This window comes from Streptomyces tropicalis (assembly GCF_029269835.1).
In the GTDB taxonomy this organism is placed as follows: domain Bacteria; phylum Actinomycetota; class Actinomycetes; order Streptomycetales; family Streptomycetaceae; genus Streptomyces; species Streptomyces tropicalis.
Genome location: NZ_JARJBB010000037.1, coordinates 1 through 21,987 on the forward strand (window position 1 = coordinate 1; position 21,987 = coordinate 21,987).

At 73.5% G+C, this 21,987-nt stretch carries 23 protein-coding genes; 15 read left to right on the top strand and 8 right to left on the bottom strand.

Annotation, left to right across the window (positions count from 1 at the left end; all coding sequences use genetic code 11):
- Positions 1-82: 82 nt before the first annotated feature.
- Positions 83-520, top strand: coding sequence for a hypothetical protein (locus P3H78_RS31290; RefSeq protein WP_276112571.1), 438 nt, complete (start codon positions 83-85; stop codon positions 518-520).
- Positions 521-592: 72 nt separating this feature from the next.
- On the opposite strand, the gene P3H78_RS31295 is transcribed toward P3H78_RS31290, so the two are convergent.
- Positions 593-1,339 carry a hypothetical protein gene (locus P3H78_RS31295; RefSeq protein ID WP_276112572.1) on the bottom strand — a complete coding sequence of 249 codons (747 nt, stop codon included), beginning with the start codon at positions 1,337-1,339 and terminating at the stop codon, positions 593-595.
- A gap of 487 nt (positions 1,340-1,826) precedes the next feature.
- Here P3H78_RS31295 and mobF point away from each other — a divergent pair, with 487 nt between their 5' ends.
- From mobF to P3H78_RS31310, 3 genes are all read left to right on the top strand, one after another.
- Positions 1,827-6,506 carry a MobF family relaxase gene (gene mobF, locus P3H78_RS31300; protein WP_276112573.1) on the top strand — a complete coding sequence of 1,560 codons (4,680 nt, stop codon included), beginning with the start codon at positions 1,827-1,829 and terminating at the stop codon, positions 6,504-6,506.
- Between the two features lie 11 nt (positions 6,507-6,517).
- Entirely contained in the window at positions 6,518-7,762 is a 1,245-nt protein-coding gene (locus P3H78_RS31305) for a DUF1173 family protein (protein ID WP_276112574.1), read from the top strand.
- Between the two features lie 70 nt (positions 7,763-7,832).
- Positions 7,833-8,114 carry a hypothetical protein gene (locus tag P3H78_RS31310; protein WP_276112575.1) on the top strand — a complete coding sequence of 94 codons (282 nt, stop codon included), beginning with the start codon at positions 7,833-7,835 and terminating at the stop codon, positions 8,112-8,114.
- A 45-nt stretch (positions 8,115-8,159) separates the two neighbouring features.
- Here P3H78_RS31310 and P3H78_RS31315 read toward each other — a convergent pair whose 3' ends face one another.
- Positions 8,160-8,540, bottom strand: a complete 381-nt coding sequence (locus tag P3H78_RS31315) for a hypothetical protein (protein ID WP_276112576.1) — start codon at positions 8,538-8,540, stop codon at positions 8,160-8,162.
- A gap of 174 nt (positions 8,541-8,714) precedes the next feature.
- On the opposite strand from P3H78_RS31315, the gene P3H78_RS31320 reads away from it, so the two are divergent.
- Positions 8,715-9,284: a hypothetical protein gene (locus P3H78_RS31320; protein WP_276112577.1), complete on the top strand. Its 570-nt coding sequence runs from the start codon at positions 8,715-8,717 to the stop codon at positions 9,282-9,284.
- Positions 9,285-9,303: 19 nt separating this feature from the next.
- A complete protein-coding gene (locus P3H78_RS31325; protein WP_276112578.1) occupies positions 9,304-9,633 on the top strand; it encodes a hypothetical protein in 330 nt (109 codons plus the stop codon).
- Here P3H78_RS31325 and P3H78_RS31330 read toward each other — a convergent pair.
- Positions 9,630-10,076, bottom strand: coding sequence for a hypothetical protein (locus tag P3H78_RS31330; RefSeq protein ID WP_276112579.1), 447 nt, complete (start codon positions 10,074-10,076; stop codon positions 9,630-9,632). The two genes, P3H78_RS31325 and P3H78_RS31330, sit on opposite strands and share 4 nt — an antisense overlap.
- Positions 10,077-10,351: 275 nt before the next feature.
- On the opposite strand from P3H78_RS31330, the gene P3H78_RS31335 reads away from it, so the two are divergent.
- The 3 genes from P3H78_RS31335 (at position 10,352) to P3H78_RS31345 (ending at position 12,713) form a co-directional block, all read left to right on the top strand.
- Positions 10,352-11,902 carry a hypothetical protein gene (locus P3H78_RS31335; protein WP_276112580.1) on the top strand — a complete coding sequence of 517 codons (1,551 nt, stop codon included), beginning with the start codon at positions 10,352-10,354 and terminating at the stop codon, positions 11,900-11,902.
- Positions 11,899-12,237, top strand: a complete 339-nt coding sequence (locus tag P3H78_RS31340; RefSeq protein ID WP_276112581.1) for a hypothetical protein — start codon at positions 11,899-11,901, stop codon at positions 12,235-12,237. Before P3H78_RS31335 ends, P3H78_RS31340 begins: the two co-directional genes overlap by 4 nt.
- Positions 12,238-12,335: 98 nt before the next feature.
- Positions 12,336-12,713 carry a ParA family protein gene (locus P3H78_RS31345; RefSeq protein WP_276112582.1) on the top strand — a complete coding sequence of 126 codons (378 nt, stop codon included), beginning with the start codon at positions 12,336-12,338 and terminating at the stop codon, positions 12,711-12,713.
- A gap of 126 nt (positions 12,714-12,839) precedes the next feature.
- Here P3H78_RS31345 and P3H78_RS31350 read toward each other — a convergent pair whose 3' ends face one another.
- The 3 genes from P3H78_RS31350 to P3H78_RS31360 form a co-directional block, all read right to left on the bottom strand.
- A complete protein-coding gene (locus tag P3H78_RS31350; RefSeq protein WP_276112583.1) occupies positions 12,840-13,163 on the bottom strand; it encodes a hypothetical protein in 324 nt (107 codons plus the stop codon).
- Positions 13,164-13,296: 133 nt separating this feature from the next.
- Complete coding sequence (locus P3H78_RS31355; protein ID WP_018521528.1) at positions 13,297-14,004, bottom strand: NUDIX hydrolase; 708 nt, start codon at positions 14,002-14,004, stop codon at positions 13,297-13,299.
- On the bottom strand, positions 14,001-15,170 hold the full coding sequence (locus tag P3H78_RS31360) for a pyridoxal-dependent decarboxylase (protein WP_276112584.1): 1,170 nt from the start codon (positions 15,168-15,170) through the stop codon (positions 14,001-14,003). Before P3H78_RS31360 ends, P3H78_RS31355 begins: the two co-directional genes overlap by 4 nt.
- A 397-nt stretch (positions 15,171-15,567) precedes the next feature.
- Between P3H78_RS31360 and P3H78_RS31365 the strand changes: the two genes are divergently transcribed.
- Entirely contained in the window at positions 15,568-15,933 is a 366-nt protein-coding gene (locus P3H78_RS31365) for a hypothetical protein (RefSeq protein ID WP_276112585.1), read from the top strand.
- A 115-nt stretch (positions 15,934-16,048) separates the two neighbouring features.
- On the top strand, positions 16,049-16,387 hold the full coding sequence (locus P3H78_RS31370; protein WP_018521531.1) for an SH3 domain-containing protein: 339 nt from the start codon (positions 16,049-16,051) through the stop codon (positions 16,385-16,387).
- 403 nt (positions 16,388-16,790) lie between these two features.
- On the opposite strand, the gene P3H78_RS31375 is transcribed toward P3H78_RS31370, so the two are convergent.
- Entirely contained in the window at positions 16,791-17,012 is a 222-nt protein-coding gene (locus tag P3H78_RS31375) for a hypothetical protein (RefSeq protein ID WP_276112586.1), read from the bottom strand.
- Between the two features lie 1,286 nt (positions 17,013-18,298).
- Here P3H78_RS31375 and P3H78_RS31385 point away from each other — a divergent pair.
- The 3 genes from P3H78_RS31385 (at position 18,299) to P3H78_RS31395 (ending at position 20,863) form a co-directional block, all read left to right on the top strand.
- Positions 18,299-19,594 carry an MFS transporter gene (locus tag P3H78_RS31385; protein ID WP_276112587.1) on the top strand — a complete coding sequence of 432 codons (1,296 nt, stop codon included), beginning with the start codon at positions 18,299-18,301 and terminating at the stop codon, positions 19,592-19,594.
- 180 nt (positions 19,595-19,774) lie between these two features.
- Complete coding sequence (locus tag P3H78_RS31390; protein ID WP_018521534.1) at positions 19,775-20,314, top strand: hypothetical protein; 540 nt, start codon at positions 19,775-19,777, stop codon at positions 20,312-20,314.
- 162 nt (positions 20,315-20,476) lie between these two features.
- On the top strand, positions 20,477-20,863 hold the full coding sequence (locus tag P3H78_RS31395) for an SH3 domain-containing protein (RefSeq protein WP_276112588.1): 387 nt from the start codon (positions 20,477-20,479) through the stop codon (positions 20,861-20,863).
- Positions 20,864-20,934: 71 nt separating this feature from the next.
- Here the strand turns inward: P3H78_RS31395 and P3H78_RS31400 are convergent, their stop codons facing one another.
- Positions 20,935-21,444 carry a hypothetical protein gene (locus P3H78_RS31400; protein ID WP_276112589.1) on the bottom strand — a complete coding sequence of 170 codons (510 nt, stop codon included), beginning with the start codon at positions 21,442-21,444 and terminating at the stop codon, positions 20,935-20,937.
- Positions 21,445-21,747: 303 nt separating this feature from the next.
- On the opposite strand from P3H78_RS31400, the gene P3H78_RS31405 reads away from it, so the two are divergent.
- Complete coding sequence (locus P3H78_RS31405; RefSeq protein ID WP_018521537.1) at positions 21,748-21,882, top strand: hypothetical protein; 135 nt, start codon at positions 21,748-21,750, stop codon at positions 21,880-21,882.
- Positions 21,883-21,987 lie beyond the last annotated feature (105 nt).

The window sequence follows — 21,987 nt, forward strand, 5'->3', positions numbered from 1 at the left end:
CCCCCGCCCCATCCAGCCTCCCCGCCGCCTACCGTCCAAGCGAACCCGCAGGCCCAGGCCATAACCAGAAGGGGGGAGCGCCGTGAAGCACGAGACCACCATCAACGAACTCGCCCAGTTCGCCGGTCTCTTCAGCACCGTCGACCACATCACGGTCCCCGAGACCAACCCGGACACCGACATCACCGAGGAGGTCACCCTCCCCCCGCCGCTCATCCGCCGCACCCAGCGCCGCGACGACACCACCTGGTGGATCCTCACCCCGCCCGGCATCCACGAACGCATCCTCGTACGCGACCAGGCCACCATCACCGTCTACCTCAAGGACGTCGACCCCGGCCGCTTCACCGGCCACGTCCCCCAGCAGGCCGCCGCGCCTCAGCAGGCCGCCGCACCGGCCGCCTGGCCCCAGCAGCAGACCGCCGCACCCGCCGCCTACCCGGCCCAGCAGCAGGCACCTGCCCCGCAGACCGCCGCCCCGCAGCGGTCCGCCGCACCCTGGTCGAACCAGCAGGGCTGACCCCCCGGCCCCCGGCCCCGGCCACCGCCCCGCGCGGCAGCCGGGGCCGCTCCGTGCCCCGGCACGGCACCGTCACCGCGGCGACTCCGGCCACCCCGGCCGCGCCCCGCCCGGCGCCCCCGAAGGCCCCGCCGGCGTACCGGCCGAGGGAACACCCGGCGGAGCGGCCGGAGGAGCGGACCGGACCGGATCGGCCCCCAGCGCCGGGGGAACAGCCGGAGCCGTCACCGGGGGAGCGGCGACCGGCGCCGCGCCCGAGCCGCGCGGCCGGTCGTCAGCCTGCCCCGCCCCGCGTCCACCACCCCGCTGCTGCTCCCCGCCCGGCCCGCCCCCCGACTCCTTCTCCGCCGCCGTCTTCTCCGCGTCCGCCGTCTTCCCCGGGGCGTCCGCCTTCCTCTTCTCCGGCACCGCTCCCTCCGCGGTCTCGCGTCCCAGCCGCCGCAGTTCCTTGACCCGCTCCACCCCCACACCCAACCGCTGCCCGCACCCGGCCACCGTCTCCCCGGCCTCACCCATCGCCAGCACGACCCGCGCCGCCGCAGCCTTCGCCGCGTCGATCCGCACCTGCCCGCGCTCGCGGACCCGAGCTATCTCCTCCTCCACCTCGGCGGCCGCCGCCGTCTCGTCCTCCACCGCCAGCTCGAAGTCGGCCACCAGCTCGTCGAACGCCGCCTCCTGCCGCAGCCGCCGCGCCTCCGTCTCCTCCGCCTCCCGCCGCCGCTCGGCCATCCGCTCCGCGGCCCGCGCCATCGCCGCCTTCCGGCGCGCCAGCGTCGCGCTGTTCTTCCCGTTGCCCTTGGTCCGGCTCGACGCCACCACAGCCACCTCCCGGCATCCCGCGCCCACCCCTGTGGCGGCCGCGCCCGGTCAGTCTCAGCCGCCCGCACCCCCGCCAAGGCGACCAAGGCGCCCGCGTCCCAGGCCGTAGCACGCCCGTCGCTGCGCCCGGTCCCGCTCACGGGACGACGCCCGAGCGGATAGGGAGCCGACCCCGGGGCAAGGGCGGCCCGTGGTGAGGGGTGGTGACGGAACCCGGGGTGTGGGTGGGTGCCGGTGGTGTGTGGAGGCCGGGGTGCCGGGTCGGTGGTCGGGGTTGGTGAGGGCGTGGGTGTGTGGTCGCCGGCCGGTGGCGGGTCGGTCCCCGTACACCTCTGGCACTTTTGACGCCTGCCCGTGCTCGAGGGGCGTTTTCCCTTCCGGCGGGACACGTTCGAAGGTCGTTTTTCGGGCCCTGGGAGGTTCGAGGCCCGGAGCCGGTTGATGCCCGCACCAGTCCTGTACGCGGTGATCTTCTGGCGTCGTGGGGATGACAGCGAACGCGTTCACCGCGGGGCGGGAGCGCTATTACCGGCGCAACATCGCCCGCGGCGACGGTGCCCCGGGCGCCGAGCTGACGGTGTCCTCCAGCGTGCCCGGGGTGCCGCCCGGGGTGTGGCACGGGCAGGCCGCGCGCGCTCTGGGGCTGTCCGGGATCGTGTCGGACGCGCAGATGCGAGCCTTGTTCGGGCTCGGCATGCACCCCGACGCCGAGGAGATCGCCGCCCGCGAACTGGCCGCCGGGGCCTCGCGCAAGCGGGCCATGAAGGCCGCCAAACTCGGGCCGGCCGTGCCGGCCCTGGCCGAACTCTCCCCGCTCGACCAAGAGATCGAGCAGGTCCTGGAGCACGTCAGCCAGCGGCTGTGCCGCCCGCTGACGAAGGCCGAGACCAAAGACGTGCGGATGCGGTGTGCGGCGCGCGCCTTCGAGGCTGAGTACCACCGCACCCCCGCGGACGGCGCCGAGCTCGGCCGGTACCTGGCCGCCCGCAGCGGGCCGCAGCGCCGCGCCGTGACCGGATACGACCTCTGTTTCTCCAACGAGGAGTTGTCGCTCTTGTTCGCGCTCGGCGGCCCCGAGGTGCGCCGCATTGTCCTCGAGGTCCTGGCCCAGGCCCGCACCGAGGCCCTGGCCTGGATCGAGCACAACGCGCTTGCGGTGCGCACCGGCCCGGGCGGCGTGGCCCAGCAGCGGGCCGAACCCGGGCTGCTGGCCGCGATCCACCTGCACTACGAGTCCCGCGCGGGCGATCCGATGCTGCACGAGCACGCGGTCATATCCCCGCGGGTGAAAGGCCCCGACGGACGCTGGCGCAACCTGGACTCCCGCCTCCTGCTGCGCGACGTCGTCGTCGCCAGCGAGCTGTTCAACCAGCGCGCCCTCGAACTCGCCTGCGCCCGCCTGGGCCTCGCCACCGAAGAGGTCGAGGTCACCCCCGGCCAGCGGCCGGTGATGAGAATCGTCGGCATCGACGCTCGACTGCGCGCCGCGTTCGCGCAGCGCTCGACCGCGGTGCGCACCATGGCCGAGTCCCTCTTCGACGCCTACCGGCGCCGCCACGGCCGCCAGGCGGCACGGCCGGCCCGGACCCGGCTGCAGTGGCAGGCCACCGTGAAGACCCGCCCGCCCAAGCGGCAGGCCCGGTCCCTGGACGACCTACTCGCCGACTGGCAGCGCCGGGCGATCGCGGCCACCGACGAGACGGTCGTCGACAACCTGCTCGCCACCGCCCGCGCCGCCGCGGGCGACCGGCCCGCCCCGGCCGTGCTCGACCTCGCCGCAGCGGCCGAGGAAGTCCTGGCCGCGGTGACCGAGCGGCGTACGACATTCCGCCGCCGCCATGTGCTGGCCGAGGCACGCCGCTACCTGATGCGCACCCTCGCCGGGTCCACCGCGCCCGACCAGGCGGCCGAGCAGATCACCGACCAAGTCCTCGCCCACGGCGACTGCCTGGACATCACCCCGCCCGAGATCAACCCCCACCACCCCGACCTGGTACGGCCCGACGGCACCAGCATCTACCGGCCCATCGGCTCGCAGACCTACACCACCCACTCCCTGCTCGCCGCCGAGAACCGGCTGCTGGCCGCCGCCCGCACCAGCGTGATCCCCCCGGTCGGACGGAGCACGTTCAACCGCGCCGCCGCCCTGGGCCGCGGCCCGATGGACGCCGGACAGCGAGCGCTCGCCGCCTCCTTCGTCCTGTCCGAGCAGCTGCTGCTGGCCGGACTCGGGCCAGCGGGCGCCGGAAAGACGACGGCGATGAAGCTGGTGGCCCGGGCCGTGGACGCGGCCGGCGGACGGCTCATCCCGCTCGCCCCGTCCTCCCGGGCGGCGAAAGTCCTCGGCGGCGACCTCGACCGGCGCGCCCACACCCTGCACTCCTGGCTGCACCAGCGCGGCCGCGCCACCGACGGCAAAACCGTCGGCAAGGACTTCCAGCTGCGCCCCGGCGACGTCGTCCTGGTCGACGAGGCGGGCATGGCCGGCACCCTCCTGCTCGATGAGATCCTCGCCGACGCCGCGGCCGCCGGGGCGGTGGTGCGCCTGCTCGGCGACCCGCACCAGCTCGCCGCCGTCGAGGCCGGGGGAGCCCTCAGGCTCATATCCCGGGCCGGCGGCGCGGTCGAGCTCGACCAACTGCACCGCTTCCGCGTACCCGGCGAGGCCGACGCCTCCCTGATCCTGCGCGACGGCGAAGAGATGCGGGCGGTCTTCGACTGGTACCGGGACAAGGGCCGGATCGTCGCCGGAACCTACGACGCGATGTGCGACATGGTCTTCAACGCCTGGGCCAAGGACCTGGACAAGGGCCTCACCTCGCTGATGACGGCCGCCGACACCGCGACGGTGACCGCGCTCAACGTGCGCGCCCAAGCCCATCACATCGCCGCCGGCACCGTCGACACCAGCCAGACAGCGCCCTTGCGCGCCGGGCAGCGCGCGCACGTCGGCGACATCATCGTCACCCGCCTCAACCGCCGCCAGTGGACGGTGCGCGGCGGGCGGGACTTCGTGAAGAACGGCGACACCTGGCACATCCAGCAGATCCTCCCCGGCGGGGACGTAGTGGTGCGCCACACCCAGCACCGCGGCCGTATCCGCCTACCCGCCGAGTACCTGGCCGCCCAGTGCGAACTCGGCTACGCATCCACCATCCACCGCGCCCAGGGCATGACCGTGGACACCTCACACGCGATCGCCTCCGCCCGCTCCAACCGCGAAGGCGTCTACGTCCAGATGACCCGCGGCGCGCGCACCAACCGCCTCTACGTCGCACTCGAGGACAGCGACCGCCTCGACGACGTCCTCGCCTCCATCGCCGCCCGACGCCGCGCCCAGCTCTCGGCGACCGAGTCGATCGCCGCCCTGCAGCAGGAGACCGCCGCGCCCGGTCAGCTGTCGGCGGAGTTCGCCGACGTCGCCGAGCGCGCCACCACCGCCCGGCTGACCGGCCTCATCGAGCACATCCTCGGCGCAGGCAGGGCAGCGATGTTCATGGCCGCCGACGCCTACCCGGCCCTCATCCGCGCCCTTCACGACGCCGAGCGCGCCGGATTCGACCTGCCCCGCCTGCTCGCAAACACCGTGCCCCGGCGCGGCTTCGGCGACGCGGACGACCCCTCGGCGGTGCTGACCTGGCGGCTGCGCGAGCGCCTCAAGGACGCCGCCGAAGCCCAACAAGAAGGCCGCTCCCGCCCGCTGGCCGCGCTCACCCTGACCCAACTGCACACCCTCACCGAGCTCGCCGCAGCCCACCGGGCCGCCGCCCGCGAGGCGCTCAAGGCCGCCGACGCCGCCTTCACCCACCTGCCCGCCCCGGTCACCACCCGCGCCGGCCACACCCATCCCGCCTGGGACCAACGCCCCATGGGCGAACTGACCCGCCGCGAACTCGCCGCCCAACTGGCCATGGTGCGCACCCAGATCCGCCGCGCCCAGACCAGCCGGACCCCGCTCTCCGACACGGCCCGGCACGTGATCGCCAACCTCACCCGCGAGTCCCAGCTGCGCCGCGCCCTCAACTGGCGCGACGCCGCACGCGAGGACTACCAGCGCGAGCAGGCCGCCACCAGCACCACCTCAACCGCCGCGATCCGCCGCACCCTCACGACCCGCCGCACGGCCACGGCCGACCGCCAGCACTCCGCGCGCGCCGCACTGGCCCGCGCCGACGCCGTCTCCAACAAGATCTACGCCGAGCTCCGCTTCCGCGAGCGCCTGCCCGACCACGCCCCGCACCGCCCCAACCACCGCACCCCGATCCCCGACTGGGTCGCCGACTCCCACGCCCTGGTCCACCCCGACACCCCCGAGCACTGGGCCACCCACCTCGCCGAGCGCCACCGCATCCTGGCCCGCTCGCTCGCCGACCGCGGCCACACCCTGGCCGCCGCCCCGCCCGCCTGGGCCCGCCCGCTCGGCACGCCGCCGCCCACCAGCGCCCCCCGCCGCCGCCACGCCTGGGCCACCACCGCAGCGCTGGTAGAACTGTGGCGAACCCGCCACGCCATCACCGGCGTGCCCGGCCTGGGCCCGCGCCCCGCCGATGTGAACGAGGCGGCGGCCTGGGACGACCTGGACGCCCGGATCCGCGCCCTGACCGGACGCCGCCGCCCGGTGCACCTTCCGCCGCCCGACGCTCCCTCCTCCGTCATGATCGAGGCGGCCCTCAGCCACCTCGATGCGCCGCCGCCCGGCGGCCCGCTGCCCGACCACCCCGCCCTGCGCGACCCCCTCGGGATCACCCCGCTGTCCTACGGTGCGCTGGACGCGCGCCTCGCGCGGCGCGCCCTGGCCGCCGTGCTCGCCGGCGAGCCCCTGCCCGAAGCCTGGATGGAGGAGATCACCGCCCCCGGCGAGGACGACGAGGACGAGCAGCGCACCTACACCAAGTTGTTGACCGCCATCGGCGACTACCGGCGCCGCCACCACCGCGCCGGCCCCGACGTCCTCGGCCCGCGCCCGGCGGGCCTGGACGGCGAGGAATTCGACCACCTCACCGACGCGATCGACCTGTACACCCACGCCCGTGTCGAGCGCCGCCTCGAACAGATGCGGGCCCGCACCGCCGCCCAACGCGCCGCCCTGCTGCCGCCGACCTCACCGCTGCGCCAGCCGCACCCGCCCGACACCAACCGGCCCGGCCACCGGCCCCCGACCCGCTGAACAAGGTGAGCATGCACCCCACATCCAGCTCCGGCCGCATCCAACTGGCGGGCCGCACCGTGCAACTGGCCTGGCTGCGCGAGCACACCGCACAGGCCGCCTCCCTCTTCGCCCGCGCCCGCGCCGAGGTCGGACACGCCTGGTGCCTGTGCCGCCACCCGGCCCTGCGCCTGGTGATCCGCTGCACCCGCGCGGGCCGCTACCACCTCGCAGGCTGGCCCCAGGAAGGCGACCAGCACGAGACCACCTGCCCCTTCCACAAGCTCGGACCCGGCCACTCCGGCCGCGACCGCTACAGCACGCAGGCCATCAAGGAGACCGACGACGGCGTGTTCATCCGCCTCGCCACCCCTCTCGCCCGCACCCTGGACCGCGCCGAAGCCCACGAGAACGCGACGGACGAGGCCTTCGACGACCGGCATGCGCGGCGCGCCGTCGGCATGCTCGGACTGCTCCACTGGCTGTGGGAGGAGGCCCAACTCAACACCTGGCCACCTGGAACGAGGCACCGGACCTGGCGCCACTGCCACGCCCTGCTGCGCCGGCACCTGCGCGCGGCCACCGTCAACGGCCAAGAGCTCGACTCCGTCCTCTACCTCGTGCCGCCCTTCACCCCCCAGGCCGCCGCCGCGAACACGGCCGCCCTGGAGACGTTCCGCGCCCGGCTGGGACGCCACAACGCCACCGAACGACGCGGCCTGCTCCTGGGCCAGATCAAAGAGGTCGCCCCCACCCCGTACGGCGTCGCCTACCGCCTCGCTCACCAGCGCACCCCCCTCTACGCCCGCGCCGCCCTGCACGCCCGGGCCGCCCGAGCCTTCCGGCACGCGTTCTCCCAGACGGCCGCCGAGCACGGCGCGCGCGTCGCGCTGTTCGTCGTCGAGCGCAGTGCGGGCGGGCATCTCGTCGCCGCCGACCTGGCCGCGATGCTCACCACCCGCACCTACATCCCTGCCGACTCCTCCTACGAGGTGGCCATGGCCGACGCCCTCACGGCCTGCCGCCGCGCCTTCATCAAGCCCCTGCGCTACGACAGCGCCGACGCGGTCCTGCCCGACTTCGTCCTCACCGACCAGAGCCCCGCGGCGTACGTGGAGGTCTACGGGATCCACGGCCGCGAGAGCTACGAGCGGCGCAAGGCCGCCAAACGCGCGTTCTACCAGCGCCACCAGGCCCGGCTCATCGAATGGGACATCACCCGACCGCTCCCCGACCTCACCCATCCCGAGCGGCGCCACCCGGGCCCGAACACCTGAGACCGACCCCTGCGCCGCACATACAGGGGACGCCTACCCCGGCCCCGCCGCACCGTGGTGTAGTGGGCGTGTGCCCCACGATCCTTCAAAGACATGGCTGGACGCCCTTGCCCTGCTGGAGCGCGACGAGGCCTACCTCCGGCTCGGCGCCATCGCCGTGATGAAGCGTCTGACGGCGGACAACAAGGACCTCGTAGCCCCCTCGGCCGAGGTCCTGCAACGCGCGCTCCACCAGTGGGAGAAGGACGAGCCGGACCTGCACCAGGACGTCCAGACCGCGGCGAAGGAGTTGGTGGCCACGCTCACAGGGCAGAATCCGCAACAGCCCGGCGGCCCCGGACGAAGCAACTGACGTCCCCGCGTCGGCCCCGACCCCGCGGCCGCGCAGGCGCGACGGCTACCGTTCCCCGGTCCCTTCGAGGCCGGGATCGCGCGCCGTGATGGCACTGTGGCAGTTCATGCAGGAGACGGTGGCGGGCAGGACGGCGAAGCGCGATCCGGACACTCCGTCGGAGCCTTCGACCCGGTAGCTACCGCAGTTGGGGCACGGCGCCGCCTGAAACCCCTTGTCGCAGCGCAGGCATCGGCCGTGCTTCACGGTGCACAGACAGTCCTTGACCTCGGTGTCGGCGCTTCCGCACCGCGAGCAGTACACCTCGACGTCGCGCACGTTCTTCCCTTCGATCGCCCGTGGCGCAGCACGGCCCGCAACCAGATGAGAGCCCTTGTCCTGCGAACCGCCATCCAGCCCGAAAGGATGCGGGTGCTCCACCACCACCTGCCGGCCAGGGCGGCCAGCACCGTGGCCGGAGGGCGGGACACCGGCGACAGTGGCCGACTCACCTCCTGAAACCCGCGCCGCCCGGCGCCGAAACCTGCTGCCCAACCACCCGCCGAAGACCACATAGTGGAGCAACACCACCGAGCAACCCCGCAACCAGAACGGACGGCCGTGACGACCGCCTACAGCGAATCCACCACCGAGCGCACCCCCGGACGGGCCTGGACGGTCCGCATCCTCGGCCACGGCAGCCGCACCGCCTCGGTCACCTGCAGCACCGCAGCGTGCCGGATGCCAGCCCGTTCCGGGGACTTCACCGCGCTGCGCACCTTCGCCGCCGCGCACGCCAAGGCCCACGCGAAGGCCGCCAGCATCACCCTGAACCCCAAGGCCTACTGCCACTGCGGCTCCCAGCGGTGCGGATCCCACTTGGCCACCAAGACCTCATGCGCGGGCCAGGTGGTGCTGATCGTGCGGCACGATCCGCTCGTGCGCCGGGTGTGGACTGTGGAAGAGGTCTGCGAGATGTGCGCCCCGCTCATCCCGAACGCCACCGTCGTGGCCCGCGCCGCACGCCCGGAGCGCACCGCCACGCGCACCGCACAGGTGCCGGCCCCCGCCCGGCCGGGCATCGCGGGCGGCTTCTCCTCCGCCCCCGGCGAGGGCGACGCGGCCCCCGTACGGCACCCGCGCCGCGCATCGCAGCGGCCCCGCCGCCGACGTTCGGGACAGGGACGCTGACCAGCGGATGCCGCACCCGGTGAGCCCGACACCGCCCCGCCCCGACTACGCCGACACCTCCCTGGGCTTCGTCTACACCTGGATCCGGCACGCCGACGGCCGCGACGCGGCGTACGGCGTGCGCCTGCTGGAGCAGATGGCCGGGGCTCTGGAGGAGTACGCCCGCGCCCGCGGCGCGCGGCTGATCGGGCGCCCGCAGTTCGACTTCCCCGCCCCCACCAGCCTGCCGCGCCCGATCCAGCGCGAGGTACGCCGCGCGCTGCTCGCTCAGGAGCGCCGCCCGTGGCGCTGGCCCGGCCTCACCCTGGTGAGGATCTGGCAGGACACCGAACCCGCCGGCCGTGACTAGCTCCAGGCCGCCGGGCGGCCCTGGCGGAACTGGACCACCGCCCGGTCCCACACCTCGTCATCCGCCACCACGGCGGCGCGCGGTGCGGCGGACCGGCACCCGGCGCGGCCGGCCCCATCCACGTCCGGTGCAGCAAGAGCCTGCGCCACCATCTCCCGCTCGGCCCGAGGCCCGGCCGCAGGAAGTCCCAGAAGAACAGCGGTGGCCTGCTTGATCAGAACCCCGGCGTCGTCCAGCAAGGTGTGCGCCCGCCCGTAGGCGTGCAGCTCGATCCGACCCAGGGCCCCGGTCGCCTCCGGCAGGGCGGTGACCAACTGGAAGACCAGGTCGTCGATCAGCTGATACGCCCGCCGGGGATCGCGCTCGGCGGCCTCACGCAGGGCCGCCAGCAGGGGCGCGGCAGCGGACGCATCGTGGACAGGGGGAGACAGGAGGGCAGTCACGTCTGCGTCCAACGACCACACGCCGCCCTGGCAACGCCCCCACCCCGGCCAGGCACCTTCGCGTACCCTGCTCGCCCGGCCCGCACCCTTACTCGCCCTTTTCACGGGCCCCGTCCCGCCTCACGGGACGCGCTTGCGGTTGGTCGCCTTCCGGTTCCCGCCCGGCGGACCCGTTGCGATGGCCGGGCCGGCGGAGATCATCGGCACGGGCAAGCTGCCGCCAGCCGCCGTCCACGGGCCGCGCGGCACCCACCGCCGAGCAGAAGGTCCCCTCGATGAGCGAGCAGCCCACCCCCCTCCCCGACGACTTCCGTACCTGGCTGGCCGAGCGAGGCCAGGACGCGTACGCCCTGGTGTGGGTGGCCAAGGGCAGTGAACCGACCGGCTTCGAGGGAACTGAGGCACCCCGGGTCGGGGAGAGCGGGATCGCCCGCGCCGGCGCCGACCTCAGCCGCATCACGTCGCAGGACGTCGCCCACGGACGGGCCGAGACCCTGCGCCGCTGGCTTCAACTGGACGACGGCATACGGCACCTGGCCATCCTCACGACCGAGTCCGGCACCCTGCGCGAGCACACCCCCGGTGAACTCGCCGCCGAGCTGCTGCACGATCCGGCCAACGACGAGGCCCGGCTCACCGAGCAACTGGCCAGCTGGGTCTACCGCAGAAACGCCGAGGCGCAGCAGGGACTCGAACTCGGATGGATCGCCGCGGCCGCCTCCTGGACCTGTCACATGCGGGCCCTGGCCAGCTATCCGCCGCCCTCCGTCCTCGCCCCGAGCCTGGAGCGCGCCGGAGAACTGGACGAGCCCACCGCCGACCTGGTGGTCACTACCGGGCTGAGGACCGTCGACCTGATCGACCGGCTGGAGCGCCCCTACCGCACCCGCACCGAACTGATCGAGGACTGGCACGCGGTCGAGCCCCTGGCCGCCGACGTCCCGGCGCTCGCGCCCATGGCCGACTGGCTGCTCGACCAGATCGCCCTGCGCGACGCAACCGCCCAGCAGCTGCGAGCCGTCCTCGAGCCGGACCTCACCGACTACCTGCGCGACCGGCGAGCCGACGGCGCACTCCTGGGCACCACGTTGGTCCTCGACGCGGCGCGCGCCGCACACCTGGCCCAGGCCCGCGATACCGTCCGCGCCTACACCGCCGCCGCGCACTCGGGGCGCGAGAGCGAAGCGCGGCAACTCCTCGACGCCTTCCCGATTCCCGCCCGCGACCTGTCCACCAGCGGCCCGGCCGCCACCTGGCGGGAGAACTCGGCCACCGCCGCCGACGCCGTCGAGGACCTCGCCGCGCAGCGCGCCGCGACCGGGGCCGAGGACAGCACCGACTACCTCGCCGACCCGGAACTGCTGCACGCCGCGACCTCCTACCTGGCCGCCCGCGAGGCCCAACTCCACCTCAGGCACGACGCGCTCGGCCGCCTGGCCTTCCCCGCCCCCATCCCGCGGGACCTGCCCGAAGAACTTGCTCCGGTCGCCGCCGCGCAGACCCAGCGCCGCGTCATCGAGGCCTTCGGCACCCTGGAGCGCGCGACCGAGGCACTGGAGGGCCAGCTCCTCTACCAGCTCCAGCAGCCCGTCCCCGCCCACCGCCGCGCCACCACCGACGCCGAAAGCGACCTGCTCAACCGCGCCCTCGGCGTCCTGGAGCACACCCGGACTGATGGCGTCGCCTTCGACGAGGCGGACATCCGCGCCCGCCTGCAGGAAGCCATGGCCCGCCCCGCCGCTGGCCGGCCGGCGTCCACCGGCCACGACGAGGCCCAGGCCCAAGCCCTGGCCGCTGCACCCGCCGTCCCCGGGATGGACCGGTGACCTGGATCCTGAGCACCGTCATCCGTCTGCTGCTGCGCGCCGCCGGGCCGCTCCTCCGGCGCGGTCTGCCGCATCTCGCCATGGCCGCCATGGCCACGCTCGTGTGCGGAGCCGCCCTCGCCGCCGGGTACGCAATCCCCGCCTTCGCCCTGTGGCTGACCGCCGCAGCGGGGCCGCTGGTCACCGTGCTGCTCGCACTGCTGGGAGCGGCGCTCCGCCTCGCCGGGCTCGTGGGCTTGGGCGCGGTCGTCCTGCTCATGCCGCTGGTCATCACGGCCGACGTCCTCCCCCGGTCGCCCGCCGCCCGCGACGAGCACTCCACCAGCGCGCCGTAGCGGCCCGAAGCGGCGGGGGTTGGCCGGATCCGGCATGGCTGTCAGTGCGACCCAGTACCGTACTGTCCACCGGATTCGTCACGGGCTGGAGGCTCGAAGTGCCGATCGACAACCAGGGCCGCGAGCCCAAGGAGAACATCAGTACCCCCGAGCCGGCGGCCCGCGTCGCCGCCAACCTCCCTGGCGGCCCATACCTCGGCCCCCGCTCCCGGGTGCGCGGCAAGACCACCACCTCGATCGAGATGGCTCAGCTTCTGGCACAACGCGGTGGCGACCGCGTCCTTCTCGTGGACCTCGACCCCGCGCCCTCCGCCACCATGGAGGACATCGAGCAGGCCCTGGATGGGCTCGGGCAGAGCTACGACCCGATCATCCTCGACTGCCCGGGCGGGCCCAGCGCCCCGGTGAGCCCGCAGGTGTGGGAAGAGGCCCGGCACACCCTGGGCCTCGACGCCGACGACCGCCCCACCGCGTAGACGTCGCCCGCCTGCGCTCAGGCACCATCGTTCCGGGGGCTTCTTCCGCCCGGGCGGCGTTGCCGTCGCGCGTCTCGGCGATTATCTCGGGTGCGCGTTGGGCGGCAGGCACGTTGGACACGTATGTCACGTCCGGCTATCCGGGAGGAGTCGCTCCGCGCGTCTATCTGCCAGCTCGATGCACTCGAAGAACGGCGGCGTACCGTGCTTTTCGAGATCAACCAGCTCGTTTAGCTGAGTGAGTTTCATGCCCCGATCGGCCCTTCGGCGGAATCTGCTGAGTTCCCGGTTCACTGCCTCCCGGATCACCGGATCGGCGCCGCGGTCGGCCAGACACCTCGCGACCCTCTCCCGGAGGTCACCGTGTTCAAGCTCGTTGGCGAGCAGTGCGGCGACGGCGACGCGGCCGGCCCTGCGGCGCGCTACCCACCTACCCACGATGTTGATCACCGTCGACCCCGCCCTTGCCGCACGACCTCCCGGGCCATGCTCGCAACATCCACTCCGTAGGTGCCGCCGGGCAGATGCTGCTCGATGACGCGCTCGACGACGGCGGTCAGCCGGTCGCGTCCCGGTGCCCCCGTCATACGGCCGGGCCCGCTTCGCCCAGGCCTGCCTGACGGGCCCGGAACAACGAGGTGATCGTCACCGCGTCGGTGACCTGACCGGTCAAGGCCATCTGCTCCGCCTCGGCGAACGCGACGACGCGCACCCGGCGGATCCCGGCGCCACGGCCGAGCTCGCCCACGGAGTCGATCCGCGCGGCGTACAGCATCACCGGCTCGGCCAGGATCGCCGGGTCCGGGTGCACCTGGCCCAGGCCGATCACTTCCGAGGTGCTCGCACCGAGCAGGTCCTCGAGCTGCCCGGCCGCGTTCTGCGCGTCGCTGACGTCCGCCACTCCGGGGCCCCTGAGAATCTCCCGGGTCCAGGTGCGGGCCGCGTGCCGGAACCGGTCGACGAGCACGACCTGGGCGTCGAGCAGTGGAAGCACGGCCACCTGCGGCTCGGGCCGCGCGGCGAGGACCCGCAGCAGGCGCTCATGCCGTCCGTCGGGGAGAACCACCGGGTCTTCGAGGACCACCCGCTCCTCGTCACGGTGCAGCACCTGCCCCTCGGTCATCGGCCAGTGCATGATGCCGATCGCGCCGTCGCCGGGCGGACTGGAGAACAACGCGGGGCGGGTGTCGCGCAGATGCGCGTACGCGGACTCGGGGGTGTGGTCCATCAGATCACCGACCTCGGCGGGCAGGGTGAGCAGCGAGCGAGGCAGCGGAACGGCGGGCGTCACGCGGCAACTCCCTGACGGGCAGCGGACAGGTCGGCGGCGAGCTCGTCGACGGCGGTGTACGTCATGGGCCCGGTGGTGACGATCCGCGCCCGGTCCCCGCTGTAGTGCAGGCGCCACTTGTCGACCACCCACCGCGCGGGCCGCTCGAAGGTGACCGTCAACGAGCCGGGGAAGCGTTCCGGCGCCACCCCCGCGGCCTCGAACGTGGCGAGCGCGTAGGCGGCGACATCCTGGCACCGGGCCACCATGGCGGCCACGCCGGCCCGCCCCAGAGAGCGCAGCCGCGTCCACAGCAGCAGCGCACCGAGCCCGCTGCGGGCACCGACCGCCAGGCGGTCGGGCACCGTGATCGGCAGGTTCGTGGGCGGGTCCTGCACACGCCGCACCAGCGAAATGCCCGCCGGGACGGGCAGCCCCAGAAGGGGGTTGCCGGACAGGGTGATGGAGTGTGCGCCGTGCGCGAGCGACCACGGCGCCACCAGGTCGGTGTGCGCGGCCGCCATTCCGCCCGCGCTCGCGTCGACATGGATGTGCACCGGCCCGAACGCGGCGGCCGCGGCCCGCAGTTCGGTCACACTGTCGATGGCGCCGTGCAGGGGAGTGCCGCAGGTGGCCACCACCAGCGCCCCCGCCCCGCGCCGCATCCGGACCTGCAGCCGCAGATCGCCCGGATCCATCGTGCCGTCGCCCAACGCCAGGACGCGCACCGTGTTCATCCCCAGCAGCTCGCAGGCCCGTACGACGTCGTAGTGGGCCTGCTCGCTGATGTACACCGACGGCTCCGGCAGCCCGCGGCGGGCCAGGACCAGGCCGTGCAGGAGGGCCTCGCGCGGCGAGGCGGCCACATAACCGTGCGCCTCGTCGAGGCAGACCCCGGCAAGCGCGGCGAAGTAGGCGAGCACCGCCTTCTCGTACGCGCGGGCGCCGTCATCGAAGCGGGTGTCGTCGTACGGGCCGCCCTGCTGATCGGTGAACAGGCCGAGCAGCGGAGCGAGTTCGGCCATCACCTGTTCCAGGTGGTCCGGGAGGCCCAGGGACGGCCGCTCGCCCGGGACAAGGGCGCGCTGCAACTGGTGCAGCGCGCGGGTGTCCGCCGCGGGCGAGGACGGTTGGAAGCCGATGGCCAGGCCCTCGTCGGGTGGGGTCAAGGCGGTGCGGGGACTCACGTCATCGGCTCCGTACGGGTCGCTCGGGCTATGGGTGCCACTCCATCTACGCCCGCCCGCAGCCGCTGCGGGCCGACCGGGTGCCGGGCACGCCGTGGGGCGGGAGGATGTGCCGCACAACCCGGTTGCGCCTCCCGCCCCACGGTCTCGACGGCCCCGAGCGCTGCCGCCGCGCCGGGCACCGGCTACCGCGCGGCGGATTCCGCCTGCCGGGAGAGCAGGGCAAGTCGCGGACCCAGCAGGTGGAACCGCCTCCGATAGACGACGCCGTCCTCGCCGCCGGCCGCCCAGGATCGGTCACGTCCGGACCTGAGGGTGCGCACCCCTGCCGGGGCCGGGCGGACCCGTGGGCAGTGCGGGCCGCCCGGCCCGATTCCTCCCACACAAGGAGTTCCGCGTGATCGTTCGCCAGCGCGTCAAACGTGCCGCCGTGGCCGGGGCCCTGGGCCTGGCCGTTGCCTCGGGAGGCATCGCCACCGCCTCGACGGCGCAGGCCGCCGACACCGCGACCGACAAGATCTCCTGCAAGGCCGTCAAGGTCCACAAGTCCTACTCCACCGGATCGACCACCGTCGGCATCGCCTACAAGGGCGACAAGATCACCTACAGCCAGTGGGTGTACCAGAAGTCCAAGAAGCGGTGGTGGGTGCACGGCACCGTCACCCGCAAGTCGGACCACAAGAAGATCCGCGGCTACGTCGTCTACCAGTGCGCGAACCCGTACAACACCTGGCCCGCGCCCACCCCGCCGATCCCGAAGTAGCCCCACGGCGGGCCGGGCCCACTGCCTCACCCCACCTCGGCGCACCGCCACGCGGCGCGCAACTGTCTGAAGCCGTTCACCACCTCATCGACACCTCTCGAAGGGACCACCCGGCATGTCCGTGATACGCCGCCTGTCCACCGTCGCCCTGTCCGCCACCCTGCTCGCCGGCGGCGCCCTCGCGATCGCGCCGTCCGCCTCCGCCGCCGACCGCGACTGCACGTCGTACGACCAGAGCGCCGGGGTCGACGGGAACGGCATCAACTACCGCACCGGGCCCGGGACTTCGTACAAGTCCAAGGGGATGCTCTACAAGAAGGACAGCGTGAAGATCTACTGCGAGAAGAACGGCTGGTACTACACCAAGCTGAGGACGAAGTCCGCCAGCGGCCTGAGCGCCAACACGCCCGGCTGGATCCGCAAGGACATGGTCAAGCTCTGGCTGGCCGGATAAGCGTGCCGCGCCCCCGGCCCTCGGGCGCCGGGGGCGCGGCACGACAGGACCCGTCACGCGGTGTCGACCGCCGTACACGTGCCCCGGGCGAAGTCTCCTTCGACCGGGGCACGGTCGTGCGTCAGGACGTGGGGGACATCATGGCCGCAGGCACGGCCTGGCCCCCCAAGGGGTGGATTCGAAGCCCCGCAGCGCCATGTCCATCTCCAGGGCGGTCGTGCGCCACCTGGGCAGGGTGCGCTTCGACGAGGCCGCCGTCCTGGCTTCAGCGGTTTTCCGAGGGTGCGCAGGGCATCGCCCGTTGCCGTGCAAGGGCCTGCGGCTGTGCGTTGAACAGCAGCCGCACGGCGTGGGTGGCTGGCTGGCGGCGCCCGCGACTGGCACGGTTTCCGGTCCGAGGCCTTTACGCTCCACGCGATGCGGCGTCGAGGGTCTCCGCCACGCTGAGCGCGTTCAGGAGCTGCCGCTGCCCTTCCGCAAGGGGAAGGACTCCGGAGGCGGTCGCTTCGGCGATGGCGGCGGCGTGGTGCAGCGCCACCGTCACACCGGTCGGCTTGCGCTTACAATCGAGCAGCCACTGGACTTCCTCGTGGAGTGCGGCCGCCAGAGCGTGGCTGCGGGGCACGGTAGAGCTGCCCGAGTCGGCTGTCAGGAGCCCCAGCCAGTTCGATTGGTGCGATTTGAGGACGGTCTCAAAGGGCCGGAAGTCCAGTACTGCCCCGCACCGACCGCCGGCGCTCTCGCTGCTTCGCCTCCCCGGCCACCTTTTACCCAGCAGCCACCGGTGGCGGTGGCAGATCTCCAGCCGGTAGTCCAAGGGCCTGTCTGCTGCCCGGCTCCGGTGCGTAATGACGATGGTTGACGGGTCAGAGCAGGTGGTGAGCTGACGCAAGATCGGTACAGCGGGCACGGGCCCCTCCTAGTCGGGCGAACTGAAGGCCCAGGATTGCCCGGTCCGGCAGTGCCTACCGTCCACGATTGGACGCTACAGATGTGACCCAGGTCATATTGAGGGCAAGCGGCGGGAAACGGCGCTTCTCATGTCCTTGCAGCCGATCGTGGACTGTCAGCGACTCGTCCTGCGACATCGCCGCTGGCCGAGTGGCAGGGACACGCACCGTCCTCGTTGGCGCTCACCCGTGCGACGGCGAAGTCCCCGATATCCACTGCACGACGATGACGGGGGCGCTCCATGCCGTTCTGCGCTCATCCCGCTAAGGCGCGCCCGTCCGCGCCCTCGGCGTCTGGGGGGTGCTGAGCGTGGTCCGCTTCCGCACCTCGGGCCACCTGCGGGTGTGGTTTGGAGGGTTCGCGGAAGGTCGGCGCGGCGGACACGGTGAGTGGCGGCCGATGGCGTGGCGGACGGTGTGGGGCCCGACCCGCGCCGGGCGGCCGCCTGCCGCTGCTCGGCCAGGGTCCACAGCCGGTCGCGCAAGCGCAGCTCGCACAGCCACTCACCCAGCGGCTCGGCCCATGCGGCGCTGTCACCGGGCGGGATAAGCCGGCCGGGCCGCTCCGGGGCGGTACTGCCGGGGTAATGGGCGTAGCCCAGGGCTCGAGGACACCGCCGACGTCGGAGGCATAGACGGGCATGCCGCACGCCAGGGCTCCGCGGCCCGGTGGGCGTACGCCCGTGAGCACCACCAAGATCCGGACCGGCGGCATCGCGTGACGGAACGATCCGCCCGATCGCCGAGCCAGGGGATGGGAGGAGCGGCAGCGGCTGTCCGCGTCGCCGGAAGCAGCGTTGAGAGGGCCGCCGCGGCCTGCTGGGCTTCTCGCCACGGCGGCTGGACCCCCCTTCGCCGCTGGCGCTGTCCGTACGCCGCCGCCTGCCCCCCTGGGCCCCGGCGCACGGACGGCGGCCTTCTCCCGCACCCACGATTCCCCTTTTGCAGAGGCAGGCAGGCGATGGCCCACGCGCAGGTCCGCGACGTCCCCCGCACCACGAAGGCGCCGGCCCGCGCACCACAGCCGTCACCCCTGCCCGCCCCGGCCGGCGCCCCGGAGCCACCGCGCACCCCGCCGACCTTCCGCGCCGTGCTGCGCCATCGATATTGCAGCCGCCTGCTGATCGCCTCGGTGACCGGACGCCTGTCGCTGGGCATGGTGCCCGTCGCCCTGATCCTGGCGGCGCAGGCGGACGGACACTCCCTGGCGAGCGCCAGTCTGCTGGCCGCGCTCTACGGCATCGCCCCGGCGCTCGGCCTGCCGCTGCTGGGACGGCTGGCGGACCTGCGCGGTCTGCTCCTGCCCTGCTACCTCGGCGCCGCCCTGGTCGCCGTCGCGCTCGGCACCCTGGCCGTGGCGGGCACCGCCCACCTGCCGCTGGCCGCCGGGTGTGTCGCTCTGGCCGGAGCCGGATGCCCGCCGCTGGAGGGCGGGCTGCGATCCCTGTGGCACGCCGTACTGCCCGACGACGCTCACGTGCGCACCGCCTACACCCTGGACTCCTCCACCCAGGAGATCGTCTACGTCACCGGTCCGGCCCTGGCCATCGCGATGGCCACCTGGCTCTCCCCGGCCGCGGCCCTCGCCCTGGCGGCTGCCGTCACCGTGGTCGGCTCCCTCGCCTTCACCACCGCCCCACCGGCCCGCGCCTGGCGGGCCGCGCCGGGCCGCCGCGAGCGGCTCGGCGTGCTGCGCCCGCCTGCCATGCGGCCCCTGCTGCTCTCCCTGGTCTTCCTCGGCGCCACGGTCGGTGCCCTCGACGTCGCCGGGATCGCGGTGGCCGAACGCCAGGACGCATCCTGGCTGGCAGGCGCGCTGCCTGCGGCGTTCTCCGCTGCCGGGCTGTTCGGCGGGGTCCTGTTCGCCCGCTTCCAGCCCACTACCGCCCCGCGGCCGCGTCACCTGATGCTGCTCGGCGTCGCGTACGCGGCCTGCTGGCTCCCGCTGCTCGCCCCCCTGCCCGCCCCGGCGATCCTCGCCCTGGCACTGCTGCCGGGCGCCCTGTTCGTGCCCCTGCTCACCGTGGCGTCCCTGACCGTCACCGCGCTCGCCCCGCCGGGCACCTCGACCGAGGCGGTCGGCTGGATGTCCAGCGCCATTAGGCTCGGCCTGGCCGGCGGCACCGCCCTGGCCGGACCGCTCAGCGGCCACTTCGCCGTCCCGCTGATGGCCGCCGCCGGCTGCGCACTGCTGCTCACGGCCCGCACGGCCCGCACGGCCCGTACCGCGCCCGCGCCCGCGGCCACCCCGGTGTGAAACCACACCGCCGCGCATGTCCGTTCCCACCGGCCGGAACGGGCTAAGCGATCGCGGTGCCGGACCCTGGCACGTTCCGGCGGCACATCGGCGATGAGGCCCGGCGGGCTTGCAGGCTCCCAGCCACCGGCACGGCCACGAGGGCCTGCCGCGCCTCGTTGACCTGGAGGAAGCATCCGCATGCCCGCGTTCAAGCGCACCGCCGTCACCCTGCTGGCCGCCGCAGCTGTCACCGGCACCACGCTCGCCACCGCCACCACGGCCTCCGCCGCGGACTACCGCTGCAAGACCAGCAGCAGCGCGACCTATGACGACCCGTCGTACGACGGCCCCGACTCCGACAACTGGTCGTTCGACGTCAAGCTCTGCGCGAAGAGGAGCGGCGGCTACATCTACACCACGGCCACGGTCTACTGGGACGGCCCGTACTCGTCCGGCACGAACAACCACTTCACCTTCAACAAGGCGCGCTTCCACCTGCAGACGAAGAAGAGCGCCCGCGGCACGGACCCGGTCGTGAAGTACGCCAACTACACCGGCCTCGAAGGCGCGCTCGAGAACAGCAGCTCCTCGGGCAACGGCTCGTACATGACGGGCACGATCAAGACCAAGGCCACAGCCGCCAGCTACCTCGCCGACGGCTACATCCAGCTGGACTGGTCGGGCGACGGCAAGGACTACAAGTCCCCGATCCTGTTCAGCGCCTCCCCGACCGTGTAACGCCCGACCGGCTTTCCGGCGGGCAAGCGGCCCGTTCCCACCTTGCGGGACGGCACCCGCGATCGCCGTCATGGGCCCTGGCACATCCCGGCGGCCCACCGGTCACGGGCCCCGGCCGGCCTGAAGGCTCCTGGCACAACCGCCGATCAAGGAGAGACCGCTGTGCCGTTTCCGTCCGTACTCCGCCGCACCGTTCCCGCCGTCGCGCTCGCCGCGACCGCCGCGCTCGCCGTGGGTGCGGCCCCGTCCGCGTTCGCCCAGGCCCCGGCGGTTGCCTCGGCGCAGACCCGCGCGGACATGCCGTGCAAGCCGGGGGTCTACTACTACGTCTACCAGGCCAACGGCGTGAACTTCCGCACCGGCCCGAGCACCGGCTACGCCTCGCGCGGGCTGCTGTACAAGAACGACTGGGGCAAGAAGATCGCCACGAAGGGCAGCTGGATCAAGCTGCAGCTCGGCACGAAGTCGCGCAGCGGACTGCCCAAGAACACCACCGGCTGGGTCGCCAAGAAGTACGTCTCGGACTGCGTCCCGATGCAGCTCGACTGACCGCCGCCGCCCCAAGGGCCCGCGTCCTTCCCGCATCCGACTGCGGGCGAGGCGCGGGCCGTTGTGCTGCTCTACCGCCCGCAGGCCGTGCCGTCGAGCGTCTCGGCCGCGCTGAGCGCCGCCAGGACCTGACGCTCGCCGTCCTCCCGCTCGAGCAGGCCGGCCGCCACCGCCTCGGCCAGCCAGGCCGCGTGCCCGAGCGCGACCGCCACGGCGTACCAGAGGTCGCCGCGGGCCGTTGCGCGGTCGCCGTACCCCTCCCGCATCCACTGGTGGGCGGCCCGCAGCGCGGCGGCCACGTCCCCGCCGTGCGTGTCCAGGTCCTGGGTGGTCAGCGGACCGACCCAGGTGTCGAGGTGCGACCGCACCACCTGCAGGTAGGCCCGGTGGTCGGCCATCGTCCCGCAGCGCCCGCCCGGCTCCCGCCTCGTGTGCCGGCCCGGCCAGTGCCCGGCGAGCCACCGGTGGCGCGCGCACACCTCCACCCGGTACTGCAGGGCACGTTCCTTCGTGCGGCTGCGGCCCTCGACCATGTGCGTGGCGGGCGCGGTGCAGGCGGTGAGCTGGCGCAGTACAGGCATCGGGTCATCCCTTCCGTTGCGGCATCGGCCCACCGAGCCTGGCCGATCAAGAAGCCGTTGTCGGCTCCGTGGGCGCACACCGGACGTGACGGCCGACACATGCCGGGCGGTCCGCCGGATGGACCGGGGCCGCGGCGTAGGAGGGGATTTGTTCCGCAGCCCAGACCGCCGGACCAACTCGTTTCCCACCCAGAGGAATTAGCGGATTTCATCCCGTTTTGCCCCTGGTGGTGGGGGGCCGCTCCTGCTGAGATCACCTCTGTCCAACCGACGCTTCACCGTCTTCTCCGAGGAGCCTGAGAGATGAACCAGCGCCCGTTCAAGTCCCGTCCGCTCTCCGTCGTCCGCCCGCTGGCGTCCGCCCGGCCGTGCCTGGAGGCCCGCCCGGGCGAGGAGCTCTCCGAGCGCCCGTTCGCCGCGGTCCCGGCCCGCCCGTAGTCCTACGGCAACTCCCCGTCCACGCGCCCGCCCGGGCCCCCGTCTATCCATCCGCCCGGGCGGGCGCTGCCGTACCCGGGCCCGCATCACCCCTCCCTGACCAAG

Excerpts from the sequence above, each read along its gene's own strand:
- mobF (WP_276112573.1), top strand. The coding sequence starts at position 1,827 with ATGACAGCGAACGCGTTCACCGCGGGGCGGGAGCGCTATTACCGGCGC.
- P3H78_RS31305 (WP_276112574.1), top strand. The coding sequence starts at position 6,518 with ATGCACCCCACATCCAGCTCCGGCCGCATCCAACTGGCGGGCCGCACC.
- P3H78_RS31335 (WP_276112580.1), top strand. The coding sequence starts at position 10,352 with ATGAGCGAGCAGCCCACCCCCCTCCCCGACGACTTCCGTACCTGGCTG.
- P3H78_RS31370 (WP_018521531.1), top strand. The coding sequence starts at position 16,049 with ATGTCCGTGATACGCCGCCTGTCCACCGTCGCCCTGTCCGCCACCCTG.
- P3H78_RS31385 (WP_276112587.1), top strand. The coding sequence starts at position 18,299 with ATGGCCCACGCGCAGGTCCGCGACGTCCCCCGCACCACGAAGGCGCCG.
- P3H78_RS31390 (WP_018521534.1), top strand. The coding sequence starts at position 19,775 with ATGCCCGCGTTCAAGCGCACCGCCGTCACCCTGCTGGCCGCCGCAGCT.
- P3H78_RS31400 (WP_276112589.1), bottom strand. The coding sequence starts at position 21,444 with ATGCCTGTACTGCGCCAGCTCACCGCCTGCACCGCGCCCGCCACGCAC.
- P3H78_RS31405 (WP_018521537.1), top strand. The coding sequence starts at position 21,748 with ATGAACCAGCGCCCGTTCAAGTCCCGTCCGCTCTCCGTCGTCCGCCCG.